This is a genomic window from Roseovarius tolerans, from assembly GCF_028885395.1.
Taxonomy (GTDB): Bacteria; Pseudomonadota; Alphaproteobacteria; order Rhodobacterales; family Rhodobacteraceae; genus Roseovarius; species Roseovarius tolerans.
This window is the reverse complement of sequence record NZ_CP118494.1, coordinates 1,408,962-1,433,392: the sequence shown is the minus strand read 5'-3', so window position 1 is coordinate 1,433,392 and position 24,431 is coordinate 1,408,962. Positions and strand designations below refer to the sequence as shown.

General features: G+C 66.3%; 25 protein-coding genes. 4 read left to right on the top strand and 21 right to left on the bottom strand.

Annotated features, from left to right (window positions below):
• Nucleotides 1-4: 4 nt before the first annotated feature.
• Nucleotides 5-1,168 carry a putative lipid II flippase FtsW gene (gene ftsW, locus PVU19_RS07055; protein ID WP_050662747.1) on the bottom strand — a complete coding sequence of 388 codons (1,164 nt, stop codon included), beginning with the start codon at nt 1,166-1,168 and terminating at the stop codon, nt 5-7.
• A gap of 127 nt (nt 1,169-1,295) precedes the next feature.
• On the opposite strand from ftsW, the gene PVU19_RS07050 reads away from it, so the two are divergent.
• Nucleotides 1,296-2,483 (top strand): BaiN/RdsA family NAD(P)/FAD-dependent oxidoreductase, encoded by a 1,188-nt coding sequence (locus tag PVU19_RS07050; protein WP_050662746.1) that lies wholly within the window; start codon nt 1,296-1,298, stop codon nt 2,481-2,483.
• Nucleotides 2,484-2,562: 79 nt separating this feature from the next.
• Here the strand turns inward: PVU19_RS07050 and murD are convergent, their stop codons facing one another.
• The 16 genes from murD to PVU19_RS06970 form a co-directional block, all read right to left on the bottom strand.
• Nucleotides 2,563-3,960: a UDP-N-acetylmuramoyl-L-alanine--D-glutamate ligase gene (murD, locus tag PVU19_RS07045; RefSeq protein ID WP_050662745.1), complete on the bottom strand. Its 1,398-nt coding sequence runs from the start codon at nt 3,958-3,960 to the stop codon at nt 2,563-2,565.
• Nucleotides 3,961-4,398: 438 nt separating this feature from the next.
• On the bottom strand, nt 4,399-5,481 hold the full coding sequence (gene mraY / locus PVU19_RS07040) for a phospho-N-acetylmuramoyl-pentapeptide-transferase (protein ID WP_050662032.1): 1,083 nt from the start codon (nt 5,479-5,481) through the stop codon (nt 4,399-4,401).
• Nucleotides 5,481-6,917, bottom strand: coding sequence for a UDP-N-acetylmuramoyl-tripeptide--D-alanyl-D-alanine ligase (locus tag PVU19_RS07035; protein WP_050662031.1), 1,437 nt, complete (start codon nt 6,915-6,917; stop codon nt 5,481-5,483). The genes mraY and PVU19_RS07035 overlap by 1 nt, the downstream gene beginning before the upstream one ends.
• Entirely contained in the window at nt 6,914-8,398 is a 1,485-nt protein-coding gene (locus tag PVU19_RS07030; protein WP_152911604.1) for a UDP-N-acetylmuramoyl-L-alanyl-D-glutamate--2,6-diaminopimelate ligase, read from the bottom strand. Before PVU19_RS07030 ends, PVU19_RS07035 begins: the two co-directional genes overlap by 4 nt.
• 24 nt (nt 8,399-8,422) lie before the next feature.
• A complete protein-coding gene (locus tag PVU19_RS07025; RefSeq protein WP_050662029.1) occupies nt 8,423-10,207 on the bottom strand; it encodes a peptidoglycan D,D-transpeptidase FtsI family protein in 1,785 nt (594 codons plus the stop codon).
• Nucleotides 10,204-10,548, bottom strand: a complete 345-nt coding sequence (ftsL, locus tag PVU19_RS07020; protein ID WP_175477383.1) for a cell division protein FtsL — start codon at nt 10,546-10,548, stop codon at nt 10,204-10,206. The genes PVU19_RS07025 and ftsL overlap by 4 nt, the downstream gene beginning before the upstream one ends.
• Nucleotides 10,548-11,540, bottom strand: a complete 993-nt coding sequence (gene rsmH / locus PVU19_RS07015) for a 16S rRNA (cytosine(1402)-N(4))-methyltransferase RsmH (protein ID WP_050662027.1) — start codon at nt 11,538-11,540, stop codon at nt 10,548-10,550. The genes ftsL and rsmH overlap by 1 nt, the downstream gene beginning before the upstream one ends.
• A gap of 3 nt (nt 11,541-11,543) precedes the next feature.
• A complete protein-coding gene (mraZ, locus tag PVU19_RS07010) occupies nt 11,544-12,047 on the bottom strand; it encodes a division/cell wall cluster transcriptional repressor MraZ (protein ID WP_082237462.1) in 504 nt (167 codons plus the stop codon).
• A gap of 727 nt (nt 12,048-12,774) precedes the next feature.
• On the bottom strand, nt 12,775-14,184 hold the full coding sequence (locus tag PVU19_RS07005; protein ID WP_050662026.1) for a PepSY-associated TM helix domain-containing protein: 1,410 nt from the start codon (nt 14,182-14,184) through the stop codon (nt 12,775-12,777).
• Between the two features lie 67 nt (nt 14,185-14,251).
• Nucleotides 14,252-14,611 carry a DUF2946 family protein gene (locus tag PVU19_RS07000; protein WP_152911603.1) on the bottom strand — a complete coding sequence of 120 codons (360 nt, stop codon included), beginning with the start codon at nt 14,609-14,611 and terminating at the stop codon, nt 14,252-14,254.
• Nucleotides 14,612-14,701: 90 nt separating this feature from the next.
• Nucleotides 14,702-15,208 (bottom strand): GNAT family N-acetyltransferase, encoded by a 507-nt coding sequence (locus PVU19_RS06995; protein ID WP_050662024.1) that lies wholly within the window; start codon nt 15,206-15,208, stop codon nt 14,702-14,704.
• A 55-nt stretch (nt 15,209-15,263) separates the two neighbouring features.
• Entirely contained in the window at nt 15,264-16,259 is a 996-nt protein-coding gene (gene acuI / locus PVU19_RS06990; protein ID WP_050662023.1) for an acryloyl-CoA reductase, read from the bottom strand.
• A gap of 106 nt (nt 16,260-16,365) precedes the next feature.
• Nucleotides 16,366-17,478, bottom strand: a complete 1,113-nt coding sequence (locus PVU19_RS06985) for a dimethylsulfoniopropionate demethylase (protein WP_050662022.1) — start codon at nt 17,476-17,478, stop codon at nt 16,366-16,368.
• The gene (locus PVU19_RS06980; RefSeq protein WP_050662021.1) at nt 17,475-17,990 is read right to left on the bottom strand and encodes a DinB family protein; all 516 of its coding nucleotides are present in this window, start codon (nt 17,988-17,990) and stop codon (nt 17,475-17,477) included. Before PVU19_RS06980 ends, PVU19_RS06985 begins: the two co-directional genes overlap by 4 nt.
• Nucleotides 17,990-18,625: a DUF1326 domain-containing protein gene (locus PVU19_RS06975; RefSeq protein ID WP_050662020.1), complete on the bottom strand. Its 636-nt coding sequence runs from the start codon at nt 18,623-18,625 to the stop codon at nt 17,990-17,992. The genes PVU19_RS06980 and PVU19_RS06975 overlap by 1 nt, the downstream gene beginning before the upstream one ends.
• 16 nt (nt 18,626-18,641) lie before the next feature.
• Nucleotides 18,642-19,376: a DUF2182 domain-containing protein gene (locus tag PVU19_RS06970; protein WP_050662019.1), complete on the bottom strand. Its 735-nt coding sequence runs from the start codon at nt 19,374-19,376 to the stop codon at nt 18,642-18,644.
• Nucleotides 19,377-19,462: 86 nt separating this feature from the next.
• On the opposite strand from PVU19_RS06970, the gene PVU19_RS06965 reads away from it, so the two are divergent.
• Nucleotides 19,463-20,203 (top strand): FadR/GntR family transcriptional regulator, encoded by a 741-nt coding sequence (locus tag PVU19_RS06965; RefSeq protein WP_050662018.1) that lies wholly within the window; start codon nt 19,463-19,465, stop codon nt 20,201-20,203.
• 78 nt (nt 20,204-20,281) lie between these two features.
• Here the strand turns inward: PVU19_RS06965 and ribD are convergent, their stop codons facing one another.
• Both ribD and nrdR read right to left on the bottom strand, forming a co-directional pair.
• The gene (gene ribD / locus PVU19_RS06960; RefSeq protein ID WP_050662017.1) at nt 20,282-21,352 is read right to left on the bottom strand and encodes a bifunctional diaminohydroxyphosphoribosylaminopyrimidine deaminase/5-amino-6-(5-phosphoribosylamino)uracil reductase RibD; all 1,071 of its coding nucleotides are present in this window, start codon (nt 21,350-21,352) and stop codon (nt 20,282-20,284) included.
• 20 nt (nt 21,353-21,372) lie between these two features.
• Nucleotides 21,373-21,855, bottom strand: a complete 483-nt coding sequence (gene nrdR / locus PVU19_RS06955) for a transcriptional regulator NrdR (RefSeq protein ID WP_050662016.1) — start codon at nt 21,853-21,855, stop codon at nt 21,373-21,375.
• 192 nt (nt 21,856-22,047) lie between these two features.
• Between nrdR and PVU19_RS06950 the strand changes: the two genes are divergently transcribed.
• Nucleotides 22,048-22,725, top strand: coding sequence for an SDR family oxidoreductase (locus PVU19_RS06950; protein ID WP_050662015.1), 678 nt, complete (start codon nt 22,048-22,050; stop codon nt 22,723-22,725).
• A gap of 18 nt (nt 22,726-22,743) precedes the next feature.
• Here PVU19_RS06950 and PVU19_RS06945 read toward each other — a convergent pair whose 3' ends face one another.
• The gene (locus PVU19_RS06945) at nt 22,744-23,148 is read right to left on the bottom strand and encodes a secondary thiamine-phosphate synthase enzyme YjbQ (protein ID WP_050662014.1); all 405 of its coding nucleotides are present in this window, start codon (nt 23,146-23,148) and stop codon (nt 22,744-22,746) included.
• A 15-nt stretch (nt 23,149-23,163) separates the two neighbouring features.
• The gene (cysE, locus tag PVU19_RS06940) at nt 23,164-23,988 is read right to left on the bottom strand and encodes a serine O-acetyltransferase (protein WP_050662013.1); all 825 of its coding nucleotides are present in this window, start codon (nt 23,986-23,988) and stop codon (nt 23,164-23,166) included.
• Nucleotides 23,989-24,073: 85 nt separating this feature from the next.
• On the opposite strand from cysE, the gene PVU19_RS06935 reads away from it, so the two are divergent.
• A complete protein-coding gene (locus PVU19_RS06935; protein ID WP_050662012.1) occupies nt 24,074-24,412 on the top strand; it encodes a TraR/DksA family transcriptional regulator in 339 nt (112 codons plus the stop codon).
• Nucleotides 24,413-24,431: the final 19 nt, after the last annotated feature.

Sequence of the window (24,431 nt, the reverse complement as noted above, 5' to 3'; positions counted from 1 at the left end):
GCGCTTAGCGGCGTCCGCGCAGCAGATCGCCGATCTGCCCTTGCGGACGGTTGCGGGTGAAGGCCAGCAGCATGCCCACCGCGATGCCCCCCGCCACCACCGACGAGCCGCCATAGCTGACGAACGGCAGGGTCATGCCCTTGGCGGGCAGGAGCCGCACGGCGACCCCCATGTTGATCATCGCCTGCGCGCCGAAAATCGCAATGAGCCCGGTGCCTGCCAGCCGGATGAAGGGGTCACGCTCGCGCATCAGCCGCACCAGCGAACGCACGACGATGCCGGTGTAGAGCGCGATGATGCACAGCACCAGAACCAGCCCGTATTCCTCGGCGGCGACCGCGATGATGAAATCCGTATGGGCGTCCGGCAGGCTCCATTTGACCTGCCCCTCGCCCACACCAACACCAAAGAAGCCGCCCTCGCGGATCGCGTTTGTGGCAAAGCCAAGCTGCGTCGTGGGGTCCAACTCAGGGCTGAGAAAGCCGTCGATACGGCGTGCGAAATGCTCGGAATTGGAGTAGGCGAAACTGCCCACCAGCACCACGCCCCCGGCCATCGCCAGAAGCAGCGTGATCGGCGCACCGGCCACGAAATACATCACCCCCCAACCAAAGAGCACCAGTGCCGCCTGCCCGAAATCGGGCTGCATGGCGAGAAAGGCAAGGATCACCATGGCGAGCAGGAACGACCAGCTGAGCCCCGGCGGGCCGTTGATCTGCTGGCTTGCCGCCATCATCCAGGCGGCGACCACGACAAAGGCGGGCTTGAGAAATTCCGAAGGCTGCACGCTGGCAAAGCCAAGGCTGTACCAGCGCATCGCGCCCTTGCCGAAATCGGTGCCGAAGACCGGCAGCAGGATCAGCGCCACGAAGGCCGCGAGAAAGCCCATGACAGCCAGTCGCCGCACCAGGTCTGGCCGCATCATCGAGGTCAACACCATCGCCACCAGCGCCAGCACCCCGAAGAACGCCTGCCGTTGCACATAGTGGAAGGGTGCCAGCCCGTTCTTTTCGGCCAGCGGCGGTGAGGCCGCCAGCCCCAGCAATATGCCGATACCGAAGAGGATCAGCACACAGGAGAACGACCACTTGTCGATCGTGCGCCACCATTTGGGAAGGATGGGCTCAGCGTCCCTTTGGGGCACTGCCCCATAGACCATTTCCGTCATCTGCCTGCCGCCTCATGCATTTTGCGCCCCTTTTCGGGGTCTGATACATAGTCTAGCGATTTTTCAGCTCAGACGCCAGAACTATCCCCCTTGCCTTTCGGCGGGTTTTCGCGTTTCAGGCGGCCCCATGACAGAGGCCATCGATACCCTCATTCTCGGCGCAGGGGCGGCCGGGCTGATGTGCGCGGCGCAGGCCGGGCCTGGAACGCTGGTGATCGACCATGCCCGCGCGCCCGGCGAAAAGATCCGCATCTCGGGCGGCGGGCGCTGCAACTTTACCAACCTGCACGCGGGGCACGAGAATTTCCTGTCGGCCAATCCGCATTTCTGCAAATCGGCCCTGTCGCGCTACACGCAATGGGATTTCATCGACCTCGTGGCGCGCCATGGCATCGCCTGGCATGAAAAGACGCTTGGCCAGCTTTTTTGTGACGGCAAGGCCACCCAGATCATCGCCATGCTGGTCGAGGAGTTGCGCGGCGCGGGAGCGGATCTGTGGCTTTCGACGCGGCTGGTGGATCTCAGCCATGACGGCCATCGGTTTCACGCTGTGCTGGAGCGCGACGGCGCGCGCGTGACCCTCAGCCCGCGCAACCTGGTGCTGGCCACCGGCGGCAAGTCGATCCCCAAGATGGGGGCGACGGGGCTCGCCTATGAGATCGCGCAACGATTTGGTCACACGCTGACCGAGACGCGCCCGGCGCTGGTGCCCTTCACCTTTTCCGAAGCACCTTTCGCGGCGATGTCCGGCACCGCCCTGCCGGTGCGCGCCGCCTGCAACGGCACGGCGTTCGAGGAGGCCGCGCTTTTCACGCATCGCGGCCTCTCCGGCCCGGCAATCCTGCAAATCTCGTCGTTCTGGCGCGAGGGCGAAGCGATCACGCTCGATCTCGACCCCGAGGCGCGGCTCTATGAGGCGCTGCGCGCGCAACGCCAGAGCCAGGGCCGCCGCAACCTGAGCACGGAACTGGGCCACCACCTGCCCGCCAAGCTGATCGGCCATCTTGCCCCCGCACTCGGCCTTTCGGGCAATCTGGCGGATCAGTCCGACGCCCGGCTGGCCGAGATCACGGACACCTTACGCGGCTGGACGCTGAAGCCCACCGGCACCGAGGGCTACCGCACCGCCGAGGTCACGCTTGGCGGCATCGACACCGGCGGGCTGTCCTCGAAAACCATGGAATCGCAGCACCTGCCGGGCCTCTATGCCATCGGCGAGGCGGTGGATGTGACCGGCTGGCTCGGTGGCTACAATTTCCAATGGGCCTGGTCGTCGGGCTGGGCCGCGGGACAGGCGATCGCGGCGCGGGGGTGAGAGGTCAGGATTGAGTATTTGGACCATAAAGAAACCCGGATTCCAGTTTCTTTTTGGCAAAAATACTCATGCTCCACGCTCACAGCCGGGCGCGCACCTCCGCTATGAAATCCTCGCCGCGCTGCTCGAAATTGTCGTATTGATCAAAGCTGGCGGCCGCCGGAGCGAGCAGCACCACGTCACCCGGCGCGGCCTCGGTCAGGGCGGCCTCGACGGCGCGGGCCATGGTGGTGCAGATTTCCACCTCCACCCCTTCCAGACCGAGGGCGAATTGCGCTGCCTCGCGCCCGATGACATAGGCCTTGCGCACATGATCGAGGCCGGGTTTCAGCCCGGCAAGCCCGCCGTCTTTCTCCAGCCCGCCGCAGATCCAGCGGATGTTGTCGAAGGCCAGCAGCGCCTGCAGGGCGGCATCGACATTGGTGGCCTTGCTGTCATTGACGATGCGCACGCCGTCCCGCTCCGCCACGGTCTGGCTGCGATGCGGCAGACCCGCGAAGCTGTGGAAGGCGGCCTCGATCACACGGGGCGCGAGGCCGAGGGTGCGGCAGGCGGCATAGGCGGCGCAGGCGTTCTGGTGGTTGTGGCGGCCCGGCAGGCCGGGCACCGCGCGCAGGTCGATTGAGGCAACCTGTTTGCCCTTGCGGTATTCGCTGAGAAAGCCCTTGTTCGCGAAAACCATCCAGCCGGGACCCGAGAGCTTGCGCGCGACCGAGACGCGGATCACCCGGTCGTCGCCCGGTGCCTCGCTCAGCTGCCCTGCGAGATACCGCCCCTCGTCCTCGTCGACGCCGATCACCGCGCGGTCTGGCCCGCCCTCGGCAAAGAGCCGCCGCTTGGCCGCGAAATACCCGCCCAGACCGGCATGCCGGTCGAGGTGATCGGGGGAGAGGTTGGTGAACACGGCCACGTCCGGCGTCAGCGCGCGGGCCAGATCGGTCTGGTAGCTGGAAAGCTCCAGCACCACCACGCCGCCATCGCCCGGCGGGTCAATGTCGAGCACCCCGCGCCCGATGTTTCCGGCCAGCTGTGCGGGCTTTCCCGCCTCGGTCAGGACGTGGTGGATGAGGGCGGATGTCGTTGATTTTCCATTGCTTCCGGTCACGGCGATGACCTTGGGCGGCTGGTCGAACCCGTTCCAGTCCGGCGTGGCAAGGGAGCGGAAGAAGAGCCCGATATCGTTGTCCACCGGCACGCCCGCCTCTTGCGCCGCCGCGATCACCTTGTTGGGGGACGGGTAGAGATGCGGGATGCCGGGGCTGACGATCAGGCGCGCCACATCCTCAAAGGCGCCCGCGCGGGTGAGGTCGGTGACGGTGAGGCCCGCGGCCGTGGCGGCGTCGCGGGCGGGCGGGTTGTCGTCCCAGGCCAGCACCTCGGCGCCGCCTGCACTGAGCGCACGCGCTGCCGAGAGGCCCGAGCGCCCCAATCCAAGCACCGCCACGCGCTGCCCGGCCATCCCCTGCACCTTAATCATCGTGCCGTTTCCTTCCCGCCTTTTTCGCCGCGCGAGAGTGCCCCGGCGCGGCGGCGCGCGCAAGCGGGTTAACGAGAGGTTGCGGGGAGCGCGCGGGTGGAGCGGCGCGAGGGGCCGAATCGTCAGGTTGACAAGGGGGGTGAGGCGGTTTCGGGCTGTCTGTATCGCGTCGGTATTGCGTCGGTATCGCGACGGTGCGGGTGTCGGGGTTGGGTGGGGTTAACGGGGCGCGCGGGGGTCGGTGGAATATGGGCGTCATCCTGCGGCTTGACCGGAGGATCTGTTGGCTGGGAGATCCTCGGGTCAGGCCCGAGGATGACGGGGGAAGGGAGGGGGCGGCGCGCGGGGGATGGGGGCAGGCGTCATCGCCCGGCTTGACCGGGCGATCTGCTGGCCGGGAGATCCTCGGGGCAGGCCCGAGGATGACGGGGGATGCCCCTAGCGCAGTTTCAGCGTCGCCAGTCCTATCATCGCGAGGATCAGTGCGATGATCCAGAAACGGATGACGATCTGCGGTTCGGCCCAGCCCTTTTTCTCGTAGTGGTGATGGATCGGGGCCATCAGGAAGACCCGCTTTCCGGTGCGTTTGAAATAGATCACCTGCACGATCACCGAGAGCGCCTCGGCCACAAAAAGGCCGCCGACGATGCCCAGCACAAGTTCGTGCTTGGTGGCCACGGCAATGGCCCCGAGCGCGCCGCCGAGGGCCAGCGAGCCGGTATCGCCCATGAAGACCGCCGCCGGGGGTGCGTTATACCACAGAAAGCCGAGGCCGCCGCCCACCAGCCCCGCCACGAAGATCAGGATCTCGCCGGTGCCGGGCACGTAGTGCAACCCGAGATATTCGGTGAAGTCGGTCCGCCCCACGGTGTATGCGATGATCCCGAGCGCGCCGGAGGCGATCATCACCGGCATGATCGCCAGCCCGTCGAGCCCGTCGGTGAGGTTGACCGCATTGGCCGCGCCGACGATGACGATCATCGCGAAGGGGATGAAAAAGAAGCTGAGGTTCACCAGCACGTCCTTGAAGACCGGCAGCGCCAGCTGGAACTGCAATTCCGCCGGGTGGTGCCAGCTGGCCCAGCCCGCCGCCAGAAGCGCGATGAGAAAGCCGAGCGCGAGGCGCACGCGGCCCGGCACGCCCTTGTGATTGCCCTTGGAGACCTTGGCGTAGTCGTCGGCAAAGCCGATGAGGCCGAAGGCCAGCGTCACGAAGAGCACCAGCCAGACGTAAGGATTGTCGAGCCGCGCCCAAAGCAGCGTCGAGGTGAGCAGCGCACCCACGATCAGGAGCCCGCCCATGGTGGGGGTGCCTGCCTTAGCGAGATGCGATTCCGGGCCGTCGCTGCGAATGGGCTGACCCTTGCCCTGACGGCGGCGCAGCGACAGGATCAGCGGCGGACCAAAGAGGAAGCCGAAGATCAGCGCGGTCATGAAGGCGCCACCCGCGCGGAAGGTGATGTAGCGAAAGAGGTTGAAGAAATCCCCCCCGTCCGACCAGATCGTCAGCCAATAGAGCATTACGCCACGTCCTCTTCCATCTTGCGCCCGGCCCGCCGCAGCGCGGCCACGACGAGGCTTACCCGGCTCCCCTTGGAGCCCTTTACCAGTACCACATCACCCGCATCGACCAACCGATGCGCCTCTTGCGCCAGATCCTCGGCGCGATCAACCCGGCGACCGCGCTTTTCCCATGGCAGCGCCTTCCAGAGGGCGCGCATGCGCGGGCCCACGCAATGCACCTCGTGGACCGCCTGCATCGCGGACAGATCGGCGAGGGCGGCGTGCAGCACGCCTTCGGTCTCGCCCAGTTCCAGCATGTCGCCCAGGATGGCGATGCGGCGGCCACGGGCGACGCGGCCCACGTCGTCGCGCGGATGGCTGACCGCCAGCACATCGAGCGCCGCCTCCATCGAGGCGGGGTTGGCGTTGAAGGCGTCGTCGATGAGGTCGATGCTCATCCCGTCCTCGGCGGTGTCGAGCACCAGCCGTTCGCGGGTGCCGCGCCCGGCGGGGGGCGACCATGTCGCAAGATCGGCCATCGCCACGGCCCGGTCGAGCCCGAGCACCCGCACCACCGCCAGCACGGCGAGCGCGCCGAGCGCGAAATGCCGCCCCGGCACCGCGATCTTGTAGACCAGCGGCGTGCGCCAGGCGCGGGCGCGAGCGACGGTCGAATTCTCATGCAGATCGACCGACAGCAGGCGGTGATGCGCGGTGCGTGACCAGCCGAAGGAGAGGACACGCCCGGCATGCCGCTGCGCCACCTCGCGCAGGATCGGGGCGGTGGCGACATCGGCGTTGAGGATCGCCACGCCGTCCGGTTCCAACCCCTCGAAGATGCTGGCCTTCTCATAGGCGATGCCCTCGATATTCTCGAACGCCTCAAGGTGCGCGGGGGCGACGGTGGTGATCAGCGCCACATGGGGCCGGGCCATGCGCGCGAGCGGCGCGATCTCGCCGGGGTGGTTCATGCCGATCTCGATCACCGCAAAGTCGGTGTCGGCGGGCATCCGCGCCAATGTGAGCGGCACGCCCCAGTGGTTGTTGTAGCTGGCCTCGGCGGCATGCACGTGGCCCTGGGCGCCCAGCACGTCGCGCAGCATTTCCTTGGTCGAGGTCTTGCCGACCGAGCCGGTGACGGCGATGACGCGGCCGCGCAGGCGGGCGCGCCCGGCGACGCCCAAAGCCTCGAGCGCGGCCTGCACGTCCCTCACGATGAGGAGCGGGGCGTCCTTGGCCACGCCCTCGGGGATATGGGCGACGAGGGCGGCGGCGGCCTCCTGTTCCAGCGCCTGTGCCACGAAATCATGGCCGTCGCGCGCGGCCTTGAGTGCCACGAAGAGATCGCCGGGCTGCAATGTGCGGGTGTCGATGGAGACGCCGGTCGCGGTCCAATCGCCGGTTACGCGCCCGCCGGTGGCCTGCGCCGCCTCCGAGGCCGTCCAGAGCGTCATACCCGCCCCCGGTCGAGCACGGACACGGCGAGGCTCGCCTGTTCGGCATCATCAAACGGCAGCACGTCGTCGCCGACGATCTGGCCGGTCTCGTGGCCCTTGCCGCAGATCAGCAGCGCGTCGCCGGGGCCGAGTGCGTCGATCGCGCGCAGGATCGCCTCAGCGCGGTCGCCGACCTCTTGCGCGCCGGGGCAGCCCTGCAACACGGCCCGTCTTATGCTGGCCGGGTCCTCGGAGCGGGGATTGTCATCGGTCACGATCACGCGGTCGGCAAATTCGGTTGCCGCCTGCCCCATCAGGGGCCGCTTGCCCCTGTCGCGGTCGCCGCCCGCGCCCACGATGGCGTAGAGGCGGCCCATGACATGCGGGCGCATCGCCTTCAACGCGGTGGCCACGGCATCGGGGGTATGGGCGTAATCGACGAAGACCGCCGCGCCGTTTTCGCGGGTTGCGGCCAGCTGCATGCGGCCGCGCACGGTGCGCATTTCGGGCAGGGTGGCAAAGACACGCTCGGGGTCCTCGCCGGTGCCGATCACGAGCCCTGCCGCGAGCAGGACGTTTTCCGCCTGAAACCCGCCGATGAGGTCAAGCCGCACCTGGTGGGTGCTGTCCTCCCAGTCGAAACGGAGCACCTGCCCAGTTGCGTCAAACCGCTGTGCCACCAGATGCAGATCTGCGCCGGGCCTGCGCCCGACGGTGATCAGGTCCTGGCCGCGCTCAGTCGCGATCTCGGCCATGCCGGTGCCGCGCGGGTCGTCGATATTGATGACGGCAACGCCATCCTCGGAGAGAACGCGCGAGAAGAGCCCGGCCTTGGCGTCGAAATAGGCATCGAAATCAGGGTGATAATCGAGATGGTCCTGGGTGATGTTGGTAAAGCCCGCCGCCGCGAGGCGCACCCCGTCGAGCCGTTTCTGCGCCAGACCATGCGAGGAGGCCTCCATCGCGGCGTGGTCGACACCGGCCTCGGCGCAGTCGGCGAGCAGCCGGTGCAGGGTGATCGGTTCGGGCGTGGTGTGGGTCATCGGCAGGCTGAGCGCGCCCTCGACGCCCGTGGTGCCGAGATTGACCGCATCGAGCCCCATCAATTCCCAGATCTGGCGGGTGAAGGTGGCGACGGATGTCTTGCCGTTGGTGCCGGTGACGGCGACCATCACCTCGGGCTGTGCGCCGAACCAGAGTGCTGCGGCGAAGGCCAAAGTCTGGCGCGGGTCCTCGGCGATCACAAGCGCCGCATCGCTACCGGCCAGCGTTTCATGGGCGAAGCGCGCGCCCTGGGCATCGGTCAGGATCGCCGCCGCGCCCTGCGCGAGGGCGGTGGCGATATACTCGGCGCCGTGCGCGCGCACCCCGGGAAGAGCGGCGAAGAGCATACCCTTGCGCACCGCGCGGCTGTCGACGGCGAGGCCGGTGACCTGCGCGTTGCGGCCTGCCATGGCGGTCAGGCCAAGCTCTGCCAATGATCTGATCTGCCCCGCCACGTGATCTGCCCCGCCTTGCCGCGATTAGTTGGATGTCCGCCTTATAGCAGCAAGGTCTGCGGGTTCAATCTCGGGTCGCAGCCCCATGAGCGGAGCGACGCGACGGATGATTTCGGCGGCGACTGGCACGGCGGTCCAGCCTGCGGTGCGGCGCGGCTCGTCGCCTGAGGTCTCGACCGGCTCATCGAGCGTGACGACAAGCACGTATTTGGGATCATGCGCCGGGAAGATGCTGGCGAAGGTGGCGATCACCTTGTCGTCGTAATAGCCGCCGCCGCGTGCCTTGGGCTTGTCGGCGGTGCCGGTCTTGCCGCCGACGGCATAGCCTGCCACCTCGCCGAAGCTGGCGGTGCCCTCGCTGACCACCTTGCGCATCATGTGGCGCATGGCGTCTGCCGTGGTCTCGGAGATGACGCGCTCGCCAAGGGTGGGTGTTGCGCCATGCACCAGCGTCGGCGTCACGCGCCGCCCGCCATTGGCGATGGTCGCATAGGCGGCGGCCAGATGCATCGGGCTGGTCGAGAGGCCATGGCCGTAGGAGATCGTCATGGTCGACAGTTCCGACCAGTTCTTGGGCAGGAGCGGGGCGCTGCCCGACGCCTCGGTGATTTCCAGCGGCGAGGCCTGCATGAAGCCGAGCTTATCGAGGAAATCGCGCTGACGCGCCGCGCCGATGTCCATTGCGATACGGGCAGTGCCGACGTTGGAGGATTTGACGATCACCTTGGTGACGCTCAATTCCGGGCCGTAGTTGCGGAAATCGCGGATACGGAACTTGCCCCATTGCATCGGGCTCTGGGTGTTGATCATCGTGTCGGGGTTCACGAGGCCAAGTTCCAGCGCCTGCGACACGGCAAACACCTTGAACACCGATCCCAACTCATAGACCCCTTGCACAGCACGGTTGAAGAGCGGGCTGTCATCGGGGTTGCCTTCGGTCGGGGCGGCGGGGCGGTCATTGGGGTCGAAATCGGGCAAGGAGGCGACGGCCACGACCTCGCCGGTGTCGACCTCCATCAGGATGCCCGCAGCCCCCTTGGCGTTCATGATCTTCATGCCGCCATGCAGCACCCGCTCCATCGCGGCCTGCACGCTGAGATCAAGCGACAGGGTGAGCGGCTGATGCGCGCGGGCGGGATCGCGCAGGCGCTCGTCGAAGTATTTCTCGATGCCCGCGACGCCCACCACCTCGGCGGCATGCACGCCTTCGCGCCCGAAACTGGCACCACCCAGCACATGCGCGGCGAGCGAGCCGTTGGGGTAAAGCCGCATCTCGCGCGGGCCAAAGAGCAAGCCCGGCTCGCCGATATCATGCACGGCCTGCTGTTGCTCGGGGCTGATTTTCTTCTTTATCCACAGGAACTTGCGCGTTCCGGTGAAATCACGGATCAGGCGGGCGCGGTCGAGATCGGGAAAGATTTCCACCAGCTTGTCGGCGGCATGGTCGGGGTCGATCATGTCGCGGGGCTGGGCATAGAGACTGTGGGTGTCGAAATTCGTGGCGAGGATCCGGCCCTCGCGATCGACGATATCGGCGCGCTGCGCGAGGATCGACGCGCCTGCGACGCTGGTGCGCGGCTCGCCCGGCTCGGACTGTGCCAGCACTGCCATGCGCCCGCCCACGAGGCTGAAGGCGCAGAAGAAGAACACCGCCAGCACCAGAAGCCGCCCTTCGGCGCGGCGGCGGGCGCGGTCGCGCATTTCCTCGTGGCGCAGGCGGATGTTCTCGCGCTCGATGGCGTCGGGGTTCTCGCCACGGCTGCGGGCCTCGAGGATGCGGGCGAGCGGACGCAGGGGCGTGCGGATCATGGCTGTTGCTCCGAGTTCGAGACGTCGACGGGGTTGGTGATCGGCAATTCGGGCGGCGCGGGGAAGGCGACCTGATCAATGCGCCCAAACTGATAGGGCTGGAGCGGCAGAAGGCCGAGCTTGTCGTAGTTCAGTTCCACCAGATCCATCAGCCGGTCGGGACGGTTGAGATAGGCCCATTCGGCGTTGAGCACGCGCAGCCGGGCGCGCGCGTCGCCGATGGCATTCTGGAGGTGCTGCGCCTCGGCCTGTGCCTCTTGGGTGCGGTAATTCTCGCGGTAGGCCCAGAAGGCGAGGCCGATCACGGACAGCGCGGTGAGAACATAAAGCAGGCTGCGCATCATTTGCCCCCCTTGAGCATCGGCATGCCGATGGCGCTGCGGTCGATATGGCCCGCCGGGGCCTCGGTGCGGGTGGCGACGCGCAGCTTGGCGCTGCGCGCGCGCGGGTTTTCATCCAGTTCCTGCGCGTCCGCGACGATGGCCTTGCGCGATTTCAGGGTGAATTGCGGGTCGGGCTGTTCGATCTTGGGCGCGTGGCGGCTGCCGCCGCCAGTGGCACCGGCGCGGATCTGAAGAAAGCGTTTGACCATCCGGTCCTCGATGGAATGGAAAGTCACGACCGCCAGTTGTCCGCCGGGTTTGAGCGCACGCTCTGCCGCCTCCAGCCCCTCGATCAGCGCGCCGTATTCATCGTTCACCGCGATGCGGATCGCCTGAAAGGTGCGGGTCGCGGGGTGGGTCTGGCCGGGCTTGGGGCGCGGCAGGCAGCGCTCGACGACCCCGGCGAGGTGCAGCGTGGTCTCGATGGGGGCGTCTTCGCGGACCCGGACGATGGATTTGGCGATGCGGCGGCTGGCGCGCTCCTCGCCGTAGAGAAAGATGATGTTTGCGAGTTCGGCCTCGGGCGTCTCGTTGACCAGATCGGCGGCGGTGGGGCCGGATTGGCTCATCCGCATGTCGAGCGGGCCGTCGTTTCGGAAGGAAAAGCCGCGTGCGGCCTCGTCCAGCTGCATCGAAGAGACACCGAGATCGAGCACGACGCCGTCGAGACTCGTGGCATAGTCATCCATCTGCGCGAAATTGCCCTGCACGAGGCGCAACCGGTCGCCGTAGTCCGCGCCCCAGTCGCGCGCGAGATCGAGCGCCAGCGGGTCGCGGTCGACGCCGATGACCTGCCCTGCCCCGGCCTCAAGCAGCCCGCGCGCGTAGCCGCCCGCACCGAGCGTGCCATCAAGCCAGGTGCCGGTGACGGGGGCGACGGCCGCCAGAAGCGGGCGCAGCAGGACCGGGATATGCGGGGCGTCGGGGGATGTGGCGGCGGCAGCGGCCATGGTTTACGCCCCGTCCGGAGTGTCGAGCAGGATGAGCGGGTCGAAATCCTCTGGGAAGTCGTCGAGCCATTCCTCGGTCTTGGCCAGCTCTTCGGACTCGTAGGTCTCGGGCTTCCAGATCTGGAACGTGTCGCCTGCGGCGATGAAGAACGCCTCGCCTTCGAGGTCGATCTTGCGGCGCAGCTTGGCGGGGAGCACCAGCCGCCCGGTTTCATCCACCGAGGTGGGAAAGCTCTGGCCGTGAAAGAGACGCTGGAGATGCTTGCGGGCCTGCGAGCCGCGCGGCAGGGCGGCGATCTTGTCGTCCACCTCCTGCATCGCCTCGACGGTGTAGCATTCGAGGAAATTGCGGCGGTGGTCGCCATAGACGATGATGAGTTCGGGGCTGAGGCCGTCGGTCCAGTTCGGATCAGAGGCTTCGATCACACGGCGATAAAGAGCCGGGATAGACACCCTGCCCTTTCCATCCACCTTGTAGAGACTCTCGCCTCTGAATATCCGGCCCACTGTCCCGTCGGTCCCTTGCTACGCCCCCGGTTGAAAACCTGCCCCCTGAGACACGAAACGGCGGGTTGATCTGCTGCCACTGATCAACCCGCCGCCCTCGTCCCGCTTGAGCGGGGTGTCCGACTGCGCGCGCCACCTGGGGGGATGTCTGCTCGCTCGCGCGCCGGATCTCTTTGTTCGATGAAAGCGGGTGCCTGTATGAAACCTGACTTGGGAGTTTTTGGGGTCTTGCTGCCCCTCTGTGTTCCCGTCCTCATCGTGGTTTATTGATACTATGGGAAATTGTCCCATGGCAATGTTTTTTTGCACTGTCAGGCACAGGATGTTGCTTCCAAGGCCCCTTCGAAACAACATAATGTGCCGAATTCAGGCTTAAGGATAGCTTATATAGTCAAGCGTGTCAGATGTGACACCATATATGCGCATTGAATTTACTTCCTATGACTTCCCATGATTTCCAAAATTTTTTGGAAATCTGCGCCCTGATCGCGTGATTACAGGCCCGGACGCGGCAAATCAACAGGCTTGTGGCGGCTCTGAAGGCCGTGATTCACGTCGGATTGATTCGATTTTCACGCCGGGCCATCAAGGCGGCGCAGTTTCGACCCATGATTTCCCATATTTCCCGGACAGTCCCACCCGATCCCGCCGGAACGACAAAACCCCGCCCTTTTCGGGACGGGGTTTCGCAATCCTCATATTGAAGCCCCCACAGCGGGGGCGGTGATCAACTGACCAGACGGCGCAGTGCGGGCAGGCGTTGCAGCACCAGCACATCGAGCGCCAGCACCGTGATCAGCGTCAGCCCGGCGAGCGGGAAGGCCAACGACACCGCCAGCCCGACCAGCACCGCGCCCTGCCACATCGGCATGTCACGCGGCAGTGGCGGCGCGGCGAGACGCCCGCCTGCCCCCGCCGGGCGACGCTTCCACCACATCACCACGGAACTGACGCAGAGAAACAGCACCGAGAGGCAAAAGACGGTGTTGGCCAGCACGCTCCACAGCCCCAGCGTGCCCATGTGCAGCGCGATGCCCACGGCCATCGCCTTGCCCGCCAGCGAGTAATCCGCGTAGCGCACATCGGCGAGGATGTTGCCGGTAAACTGGTCGACATGCACGGTGCGGTCGCTGGTCGGGTCGGTGTCGTCGGTGTTCATGGAATCGCGGTTGATGGTCCAGACGCCGGCCTCGCCATTCGGCAGGTTGAGTTGATAGCGGGCGTCGAACCCGATCTCGCGCGCCAGCGTGTCGAGCGTGTCGATATCCACCGCGCTGCCGCCCTCGGCATCGACGCCCGCATGGCCCGCATGGCTGCCCGAGGCGGGCATGGGTGTCTGTTCCAGCGCCCAGGGCACCTCCTTGCGGTCGTGGTTCATGCTGGCGTGGATATCGTCCGAGAGCGGCACGTTGTCCCATTTCTCGGCCGGGAACTGGCTCCAGGCCTGGACCATCTTCTCGCCCCAGATGCCCGCCCAGGCGAGGCCGGAGACGAGGAAGAACGCCAGTACGATGGAAATCCAGAAGCCCAGAACGCCGTGCAGCGAGCGCCAGAGCGCGCGGCCACGGCCAAAGGCGGGAATGAGTGCCGCCCGCCACCCCGCCTCGCGCGGCCACCACATGTAAAGGCCGGTGGCGATCAGCACCATGCCCAGAGAGGCCGCGATTTCCAGCATGCGGTCGCCGGTCACGCCCAGCATCAGGTTGCTGTGGATGCCATCGGCAAAATCGTACCAGCCGGAGCGGCGCGGGAAGATCTCCAGAACTTCGGCAGTGTAGGGATCGACGACGACCATGTTGGCCTCGCCCTCCAGATCGACGCGGAAGATCGCCGCGAGATCATCGCGGCGCGGGGCCACGTATTGCTTGAGCGTGCCGCCGGGAATGGCGGCGACCGCGCCTTCGGCCTGCTCGGAGACGGCGAGGGCCGCCTCTTGCGGGATCACCGGCGTGCGCTCGCCGTCGCGCCCGTCGGCCCAGGATATCCACAGCATCAGCATGCCGGTGACGGCAAGGATGCAGAAGAACGGGATCACGAAGAGGCCAGCGTAGAAATGCCAGCGCCAGGCGGCGAAATAGAACGGGTTTACCCCGCTGCGTGCCTGCGCGGGGGATTGGGTCGGGTCGATCGACGTCATGGAAAGGCTCCATCAGAGACCCCGGATGCCGGGGGGAAAGCGGTAAAAGAGACGAATTTTAAGGAAATCAGGCGTGCGGCGGGGCGCGCGGATTGGGCCGGGCATGGGCGAAGGCCCGTGCCAGACGCCACGTCGGGGCGTGTTTGATCCGCGTCTCACGCGGCGCGCTCCATGGCTCGGGCAGAGCCGCCTGCCCCGGCAGCAGCACCGAGGCCACGAGGCGGCAGGCCTCGCATCCGGTGGCGGCGCTGTCGTGATCGGCACTGCCGTCATGGGCGTCATGCGCGCAGAGGTCATCGGCGCTGCTGCCTGCCGCGAGATAGGCGAGGTAATCGGGATTGACGCTGCGGCCTGTCTCCCCGGTCAGATCGCGATGGGCAAAGCCCACCGCCGCCATCGCCACGCTCAGGGCGACAACCAAAATCAATCTTGAACAAAGACCAAATGAAACGCGCGTCATGCGCGGCACTCTGCCACAGGTCCGGGCATCGCGCCAGTTCTCAATGCGGGGGCAGTCTCAGTCGCCGAGCCATTTATACATGATGCGCGCATCGACAAGGCCCTCAACGGGATGCCGAAAGGCGCGCGGCAGGCGGCCCACGGTCTCAAAGCCGAGATCCTCCCAGAGCCTGATCGCCCCGGTATTGGTCTCGACCACGAAATTGAACTGCATCGCGAGATAGCCCATGGCGCGGGCCTGCGTCTGCGCGTGCAGGCACATCGCCCGCGCAAGGCCCTGCCCGCGCGCCGCCTCGCTCACCATGAAGCCCGCGTTGCAGACATGCGCGCCACCGCCGGGCTGATTGGTCTTGATGTAATAGGTGCCCAGGACCTCGCCCGCGATCTCGGCCACGTAGGTGGCGCGCGGGGTCTGCATCCACATCTCGCGCACCGCCTCGCGGGTGAGGCCCGGCTCTATCGTGTAGGTGTCGCCTGCCTTGATGACGCCGCGCAGGATCGGCCAGAGGGCGTTGAAATCGCCCTCGCGCACGTACCTTATGGTGATGCCCTGATCGCTGTCCATGTCGCCGCCCCCCGCTCAGGCCATGGCTAGCGGGGGGCGCGGGTCTTGGCAAGTCTCAGGTGTTGACGTCCACGACGACGCGGCCCTTGACCTGACCTTTGAGGATGTCGCGCCCAAGCTCGGGCAGATCGCCGAGGCAGGCGGGCTGCACCATCGCCTCGAGCTTGTCCATCGGCAGGTCGCGCGCGATGCGGTCCCAGGCGCGGGTGCGGTTCTCGTAGGGTTGCATCACGCTGTCGATGCCCAGAAGGTTGACACCGCGCAGGATGAATGGGGTGATCAGCGCGCCCTCGATAGCCGGTCCTCCTGCCAGCCCGATGGCGGCGACGGACGTGCCGTATTTCATCTGCTTGAGCACCCGGCCCAGCATCGCGCCCGCCACCGCATCGACGCAGCCTGACCATTGCTCGGCCTCGAGCGGCTTCTTCGTCACCTCGGTCAGCTCGTCGCGGGCGACGATCTGCGTGGCACCGAGGCTGCGCAGATAGTCCTCCTGATCGGGGCGGCCGGTGACGGCGGCCACCTCATGGCCGAGATTGGCAAGGATCGCGGTCGCGACCGAGCCGACACCGCCTGCCGCCCCGGTGACCAGCACCGGGCCGTGGCCGGGTTTCAGTCCGTGATCCTCCAGCGCCATCACCGCCAGCATGGCGGTAAAGCCTGCGGTGCCCACGGCCATCGCCTGACGGCTGTCCAACCCGTCGGGCAGCGGCACCAGCCAGTCGGCCTTGACCCGCGCCTTTTGCGCGTAACCGCCCCAATGCGCCTCGCCGACGCGCCAACCGGTGAGCACGACCTTGTCGCCGGGTTTGTAACGGTCGTCGCTGCTTTCCTCCACGATTCCGGCGAAATCAATCCCCGGCACATGCGGATAGTTGCGCACCAGCCCGCCGCCGGGCCCGACGCAGAGCCCGTCCTTGTAGTTCACCGTGGAATATTCGACCGCGACCAGCACCTCGCCGTGTGGCAGGTCATCGACCGTGATCTGCTTGACCGCGGCGGAGGTCTTACCGCTTTCCTCGTCCTTCTCGACGACCAATGCGTTGAACATATCGCTCTCCTTTTTCGATCGCAGGGCCAGCCCCCTGCTTCATCTTTCCAAAAATACTCCGGGGAGTGTGAGGGGCTGGCCCCTCACTCCCACGCTCAAGGACCGCTCAGGCCCAGAACCCGTCTTGCACCACGCCGCGTCGTTCGCCATCGGGGGCGCTGATGCGCAATTCGGTGCCCGCGTCCCAATGGGTCATCCGCACCATGCCGATGGCGACGTTGGTGTCAAAATCCGGCGACCATGCGGCGGAACTGATCCGGCCCACGCGTTTGCCCTTTTCCGACAGAACCGGCCACCATTCGCGGCAGGGCGGCACGGCATCCCCCTCGATGGCGATGGCACAGACCTGCTGCACCGGGCCTTCCTTGGCGACCCTTAGCAGGGCGTCGCGGCCGATGCACCCGATCGCCGTGTGGGTGTTACAGAACCGGCCCAACCCGCATTCATGCGGCGTGTTGTCGTCGGTCATATCGTTACCGTAGCTCAAGAGGCCGCCCTCGATCCGCTCGATCAGGTTGGGGCAGCCGGCGTGCACGTCCATGTCCTTGCCCGCCTCCATCAGCGCGTGCCAGAGCGGCATGCCGAGGTCAGAGCCCTCGACATAAATCTCGAACCCGCCCTGCTTGGAATAGCCCGAGCGCGCGATCACCATGTCGCGGCCCTGAAAGTCGAACACGCCGAAGCGGAAGAAGCGGATGTCGCGAACGCTGTCGCCGAAGACCGCCGCCATCAGGTCATCGGCGCGCGGGCCCTGAATGGCCAGCGGCGAGACATCCGGCTCATCGACCAGCACATCCAGCCGCCAGCCATGCGCGGTGGCGCGCACCCAGTAGAGCAGGTCCGAGTCGGCGATCGAGATCCACCAGCGGTCCTCGGCCAGTTTCACGGCGACAGGATCGTTGAGCATGCCGCCGGTCTCATCGACGATGGGCACGTAATAGCATAGCCCCGGCGTCATGCCGCGCAGGTCGCGGGGGGTCAGCATCTGCATCAGGCGGCCCGCATCGGGGCCGCGCAATTCGACCTGCCGTTCGCAGGCCACGTCCCAGATCTGCACCGCGTCTTTCAGGTGGCGGTAATCCTCCTCGATGGAGCGGAAGACCGTCGGCAAAAGCATGTGGTTGTAGACCGTGTAGGCCTTGACCCCCGCCGCCTCGACCCCGTCGGAAAAGGGCGTGCGGCGCAACCGGCGCGACAGGGACAGGAGCGGTGTGGTCATGCGTGATCCTCGGGCATGAAGGGAATGTCGGTGACCGGGGCGGGCAGCCCGGCGCGGGTCAGCATCGCGTGGACCTGCCCCCGGTGATGGGTCTGGTGGTTGAAGAAATGGGTGACGCAGGCGGCCATCGGGGTGGTGATCTCGGCCCCCAAGGCCCCCGAATAGAAGGTCAGATCGCCGGTGAGGTCGATGCTGTGGACGCGCCCCGCCCATGCCTTGATGCGGCCATCGGTGGTGAAGCGCTCGGCGCTCCATGCCGCGCCGGTGGGGGTGAGCGTGGTGCTCTCTTTGATCCCGCCTTCGGGGCGGGTGTCCTCGACGCCAAACCAGTGCAGCCACATGCGATCCCCCCAGAGGATGTGGTTGAGCGTGCCGAGGATCGACGAGAAATGCGCCCCGTGATCCTCGGTCAGCACCTTGAGGCTCACCCCGTCGATGGCGCGGGTGATCTGCGCGTTCTGCCACGCATTATAGCGCGCCATGAGCGCGACATAATCCGCCGTCAGCATCATCAGCGCGGACCTTTCCAGTCGATCTGGCAGATTTCCGCGCTGCGCCCGTCGAAATCCCAGACCCGGCCGAATGCGCGCACGCGGCCCTTGGTGGCGGTGGCCACTGTAATATCGGGGCCCATCCAGTATTCAGTATTGGTGACGACGATATCCTCGCCCTTGTGGCCCTCGACGGGGACCACCTCGCCCTGGATCTTCTTGCCGACCATCAGGCGGCGGGCCTTGCCTTCGGTCTCGAAGATGACCGGCGCGCGCTCAGCCCCCAGGAATTCGCTGACCAGCACCCCGAAGAGACCGGTGGTGCCGCGCGCCTTGCCCGAGAATATATTGACCAGCCCCTCGTAGGCCGCCTCGCTGGCGCGTTCGTCGATATAGGCAGCGGCCTTCCAGTTGCCGCGCGCCATAAGGCCGGGGATTTCCAGCATCAGGCCCACGTTGAGGCCGCTGAGATCGGTATCGCCATACTGCCCCTCGTCAATGCGCACGCCCGACCACGCCTGACAGTAGCCTTCGGTGGGTGCGTGTTTGCCAAGGCTCACCACGCAGGGGCAGAATACCGTGCAGTTGCAGTTGAGGATCAACTCCCCCTTGATCGTCCAGGGCACCGTGCCCACGCTTGCGTCGTCCAATGCCATGTCGTGGCCTCCTCTCTCATATTGTCGCGAACAGAACCCAGACCGATGCGGCCAGCAGCACGACGCCCAGGGGGCGGGTGAGCCAGCGCCCGATATCGGGCAGTTTTTCCAGAACCATGATCACCGTGGCCAGCCCCATGAAGGCGAGGTTCATCACGCCCCCTACGAAAGCCAGCAGCATCAGCGCCCAGCAGCACCCCAAGCAGACAAGGCCAAGGCGGACGCCGTTGCGCACAGCGCCCTCATCCCAGTATTGCATGAAGAAGGACAGCGGGCGGCGGCATTTTGACAGGCATGCCTCCTTGGCGGGGCTGAACTGGTATAGTCCGGCGAGGGCCAGCAATGCCGCCGAGAGCACGCCGGAGCGGCTGTCGCCGAAGGCCGTCAGCAGGCCCGCCTGAAAGAGCGCCATCTGCGCGGCTGCGGCCAGAACCGAAAACCCGAGCCAGACCGACAGATAGCCCGCCACCAGCGCGCCGAAGCGGGTTTCGCCGGTATGGCTCAGCTCTTCATAGGTGGCGAAGGCGGGCAGCGCGGTGGGGGCCATCATCGCCGCCGACATCAGCGCCCACATGAGGATGATCCGGCCGAACCCGGCGGCGTCGGGCGTGACGATGCACAGGCTTTGCAGGAAATCCGCGCCGTAGATCACCGCGCCGTCGCGCAGGTCGGCAGGTAGCGCCATGGCATAGAGCAGCCCCCAGGCCCCGAGAATGAGGCCGAACAGCACCAGCCAGTGCCCGCCGCCCATTCGTCTGACCTGTGCCGCAATCATCGCGCTCTCCCTCACGACTCATCTCTTGCGTTTAAATTGTCAGACATTTAAATGTAAGACAAATGAAAATTGATCCCGATAACAAGGCCGACCTTTCGGCCCAGATCGCCGAGGCCATCCGCGAGGAGATCATGGCCGGGCGGCTCATTGTCGACGAGCGCCTGCCGTCCGAGGCGGAACTGGCCGATCACTTCGAGGTGTCGCGCCCGACGGTGCGCGAGGCGCTGAAGCGGCTGGCGGCGCAATCGCTCATCCGCACCGCGCGCGGCGCGTTCGGCGGGGCCTTTGTGAACCGACTGAGTTACCCCGAGGCTTACGGTCAGCATATCACCACCTCGACGCTGCTTCTGTCGATGAACGCGATCAGCTTCGATGTGGCCTGCGAGGCGCGCTATGCGCTCGAGCGCGCCTGCACGCCGCTGGCAGCCCTACGCCGCACGCCCGACACGCTGGCCACGATGCGGGCGGAAATTCACCGGCAGGGGCAGCCGGGGCTGACGGATGAGAGCTTTTGCGCCTCGGATGTCACGTTTCACCGGGCCTTGGTGGACAGTGCGGACAATCCGGTGCTCAGCTACCAATTGGCCGGGGCGGTCGAGGCGATGCAGCCGCTGATGAACATGATCACCTTCACCGCGCGGTCGCGCGAGTCGATCGTCGGCTTTCACACCCGCATCGCCGATGCGCTGGAGCGCCACGAAGGCGACACGGCGCAGGCCGCGCTGTCGGAACTGGAGGCCTATACGCTTACATTGGGGCGGGATGTGATGGCGGCGCGGGCGCGACCGCGCAAACCGGCGTGAGGGGGCAAATGTCGTAACGCCTTCGGCGAGAGTGTTTGGACCATAAAGAAGATATCGGTTTCTTTATGGAAAAAATACTCAGATGCGACGCCAGCGATGCATCACGTCGCCACCCACCTGGCGGGTCTCACCGAGCGTGAAGCGGCCCGCCTCTTCCAGCCGCGCAAGGCCCAGCGCGCCGATGCCGGGCAGGCCCTCGGCCCCGATGGCGAGACCGGCGGTGAAACTGACGAATTCATCGACCAGACCCGCCCCCAGAAGCGACGCGGCGAGCGCGCCGCCGCCTTCGCAGAGCACCCGCGTCAGCCCCGCCTGCCCGAGCGCCTGAAGGATCGCCTCGGGGTCGACCTGCCCTGCCATCACGTCGCAGGGCAAGAGCCGCGCGCCGACGCCGCGCCACGCCTCGGCGATGGCAGGGTCGACCTCGGTGCCGTGGCAGAGCCAGAGCGGCACATCATTCGCGGTGCGCGCGAGATTGGACATCAGCGGCAGGTCGAGCCTGCGCGAGACCACCACGCGCACCGGTTGCCTGCGCGCGCCCATGTCGCGCACGGTGAGCGTGGGATCGTCGGCGCGCGCCGTGCCTGCCCCCACTATCACCGCGTCATGGCGCGCGCGCATCGCGTGGACCATGCGCCGCGCCTGTGCCCCTGTGATCCACTGGCTGTGACCGGTGGCGGTGGCGATGCGCCCGTCGAGGCTGGAGGCGAGTTTCAGCGTCACGAAAGGCCGCCCGGTTTCGTTGCGCATCAGCGATCCGGCGAGATCGCGCGCGGCTTCTTCGGCCATGACGCCGGTCGTCACCTCTATTCCGGCGGCGCGCAGCATGGCGAAACCACGCCCCGCGACGCGCGCGTCATTGTCATCGAACGAGGCCACCACGCGCGCCACCCGGGCCGCGATCAGCGCCTCGGCGCAGGGCGGGGTTTTTCCGTGATGCGCGCAGGGTTCAAGCGTGACATAGGCGGTGGCGCCGCGTGCCGCCGCGCCTGCCTGTGCAAGCGCCTGCGTTTCGGCATGCGGCCGCCCGCCCGGTGCGGTCCAGCCGCGCCCGATGATGCGGCCATCCTTGACGATGACGCAGCCGACCGCCGGGTTGGGCGCGCATTGCCCCATGCCCCGCCGCCCGAGCGACAGGGCGAGGCGCATGAAACGAACGTCCCGTCCCGTCACGCGTCGGGGTCTGGGGTTGCCGCCGCCTCGTCGGGGCGCAACTCGCTTACGAAGCGGTCGAAATCATCGGCTTCCTGGAAGTTCTTGTAGACGCTGGCAAAGCGCACATAGGCCACCGTGTCGATCCTTGCGAGGCTTTCCATCACGATTTCGCCCACGGTCTTGGAGGGGATATCGGTCTCGCCCATGCTCTCCAATCGGCGCACGATGCCGGAGATCATCTGCTCTACGCGGTCGGGCTCTATGGGACGTTTCTGGAGCGCGATGCGGATCGAGCGTTCCAGCTTGTCGCGGTCGAAATCCTCGCGCCGGCCATTGGTCTTGACCACCACGAGATCGCGCAGTTGGACCCGCTCATAGGTGGTGAACCGCCCGCCGCAGGCCGGGCAGAAGCGCCTGCGCCGGATCGAGACGTGATCCTCGGCGGGGCGTGAATCCTTCACCTGTGTATCGATATTTCCGCAAAACGGGCAGCGCATGGGCCGTCCCCCTTCTTTGTCTCTGCCTCTTGGGTCATGGGTCTGAAGCCCAGTTATCCACAGTCACTATAGGACAGCCGCAAGGTTTTGGGTAGGGGGGAAATCGCACCGCTAGATAGGCGGCGTGATTGCCTTTGAAAGAGACCGGTCGGGGGCCTAGATGAGCGGAAACACGAATGGAAAGGACATCACATGACGACCAAGACGCTGTTCATCACCGGGGCCTCGAGCGGGATCGGGGCCGAGACCGCGCGTGCCGCCGCCGATGCAGGCTGGAACGTGGCGCTGTTCGCGCGCAGCCAAGACAAGCTGGACGCGCTGGTGGCGGAATTGGGAGAGGCGCGCGCCCTCGCCCTGCCCGGTGACGTCACGCAGATGGCCGATCTGGAGCACGCGGTGCGCGAGACGCAAGCGCGGTTCGGGCAGATCAACGCCGTCTTTGCCAATGCCGGGCGCGGGCTCGACACCCCCGGCGTGGCCGAGGGCGACCCCGAGGAATGGCGCAGCATGATGGATATCAACGTCATGGGCCTGCTCTTCACGGTCAAGGCCAGCTACGGCGCGCTGCAAGAAAGCAAGGGGCATCTGGTCCTGACCGGCTCGGCGGCGGGCAAGCGGCATATCAAGGGCTCGATCTACGGCGCCTCGAAATGGTTCGTGCATGGCTTTGGCGGCAACATGGCCGAGGAGATGCGCGAGTGGGGCGGGCGCTGCACGGTGATCGCGCCGGGCATGGTCGACACGCCCTTTTTCGACAGCCCCAAGCCCGACAAGCTGCAGCCCGAGGATGTGGCGCATGCGGTGATGCATGCGCTGAGCGCGCCCGCGCGCGCCTCGGTGCAGGAAATCTTTCTGATGCCGACGCAATAGGTCGGGGCGCGGGCACGCCTAGCCGAGATGCGCCGCAACCTCGCGGATATGCGGCGCATCGCGGTGCTCGAAGAGGTATATCCCCTGCCACGTGCCAAGCCGCAGGCGGCCATCCTCGACCGGGATGCCGAGGCTGACCGGCAGGAGTGCCGCCTTGATATGCGCGGGCATGTCGTCGGGCCCCTCATAGCTATGGCTGAGATAGGCCATCGACGGATCGGTGGTTGGCGGCACAAGACGGGCGAAAAAGGCGTGCAGGTCGGTCTGCACCTCGGGATCGGCGTTTTCCTGAATGAGCAGGCTGGCCGAGGTGTGGCGGATGAACAGCGTCAGGAGGCCATCGCCCGCCACCCAATCGGCGACACGGTCGGTGAACTCGTAGAGGCCCTGCCCCTGCGTGGTGAGGGTGAAGGTGGTCTGCATGCAGGCTGCGCCGCGCTAGTCGTCCTCGTCGGTGCCGCGCACGCCCAACAGCTGATCCATGCTGACCGAGGGCTGATCGCAGCCCGCCTCGCCGACGATCTTGGCGGGGACGCCCGCGACGGTCTTGCAGGGCGGCACCTCTTCGAGCACGACCGAGCCTGCGGCGACGCGGCTGCAATTGCCGACCTTGATATTGCCCAGCACCTTGGCCCCTGCCCCGATCAGCACGCCGTTGCCGATCTTGGGGTGGCGGTCCTCTTCTTCCTTGCCGGTGCCGCCCAATGTCACCGAATGCAGCATCGAGACGTTGTCGCCGACCACTGCCGTCTCGCCGATGACGATGGAATGGGCGTGGTCGATCATGATCCCCTTGCCGATCCGGGCGCCGGGGTGAATATCGACGCCGAACACCTCGGAGCAGCGCATCTGGAAAAACCGCGCCAGATCGTAGCGCCCGGTTTCCCACAGCCAATGCGCGATGCGGTAGGTCTGAATCGCCTGAAAGCCCTTGAAGAACAGGAGCGGCAGCAGGAAGCGGTCGCAGGCCGGGTCGCGGTCGTTCACTGCCACGATATCGGCGCGCGCGGCAAGGCCGATCGACTCGTCGGAATTGAGCGCCATGTCGCAGATTTCGCGCAGGATCTGCTCGGGCATCTCGTTCGAGGTCAGCTTGAGCGAAATGCGATAGGCGAGCGCCGATTCGAAGGTGCCGTGGTGCAGCACGCTGGAATGAATGAGGCCGCCGAGAAGCGGCTCGTCGCTGATCGCGGCCTCGGCCTCGCGGGCGATGCGCGCCCAGACGGGATCGAATTCGGCCAGTTTGGTCTTGGTATGTGCCACGGCTCATGCTCCTCTGGATCGGCTTGAGTATAGCAGATAGGCATGCGTCGTAAAATGCAAAGGCGTGACAGGGGGGATCACCAAAATGAATGACACGCGGGCGGCGGAATTTCGGGTGTTGATCGAGAGCCTTCTGGCGGAGTTGGAGCAGGACGAGGCGCGCGGGCGCGAGGGTCAGGCGACGGTGGAGCTGGATCAGCAGGCGGTCGGACGGCTGAGCCGTATGGACGCGTTGCAAAATCAGGCGATGGCCAAGGCGGGGCATGCTAGACGGCAGGCCGAGCAAAGGCGGCTGATGGCCGCGCTCGCGCGGATCGACGAAGGGGAGTTCGGCTATTGCGAGGATTGTGGCGAGGAGATCGCGGAGGGGCGGTTGCGGCTTGACCCCGCCGCGCCGCGCTGCATTTCCTGCGCCAGTGGCTGAGATGCCGAGACTTGCAAGG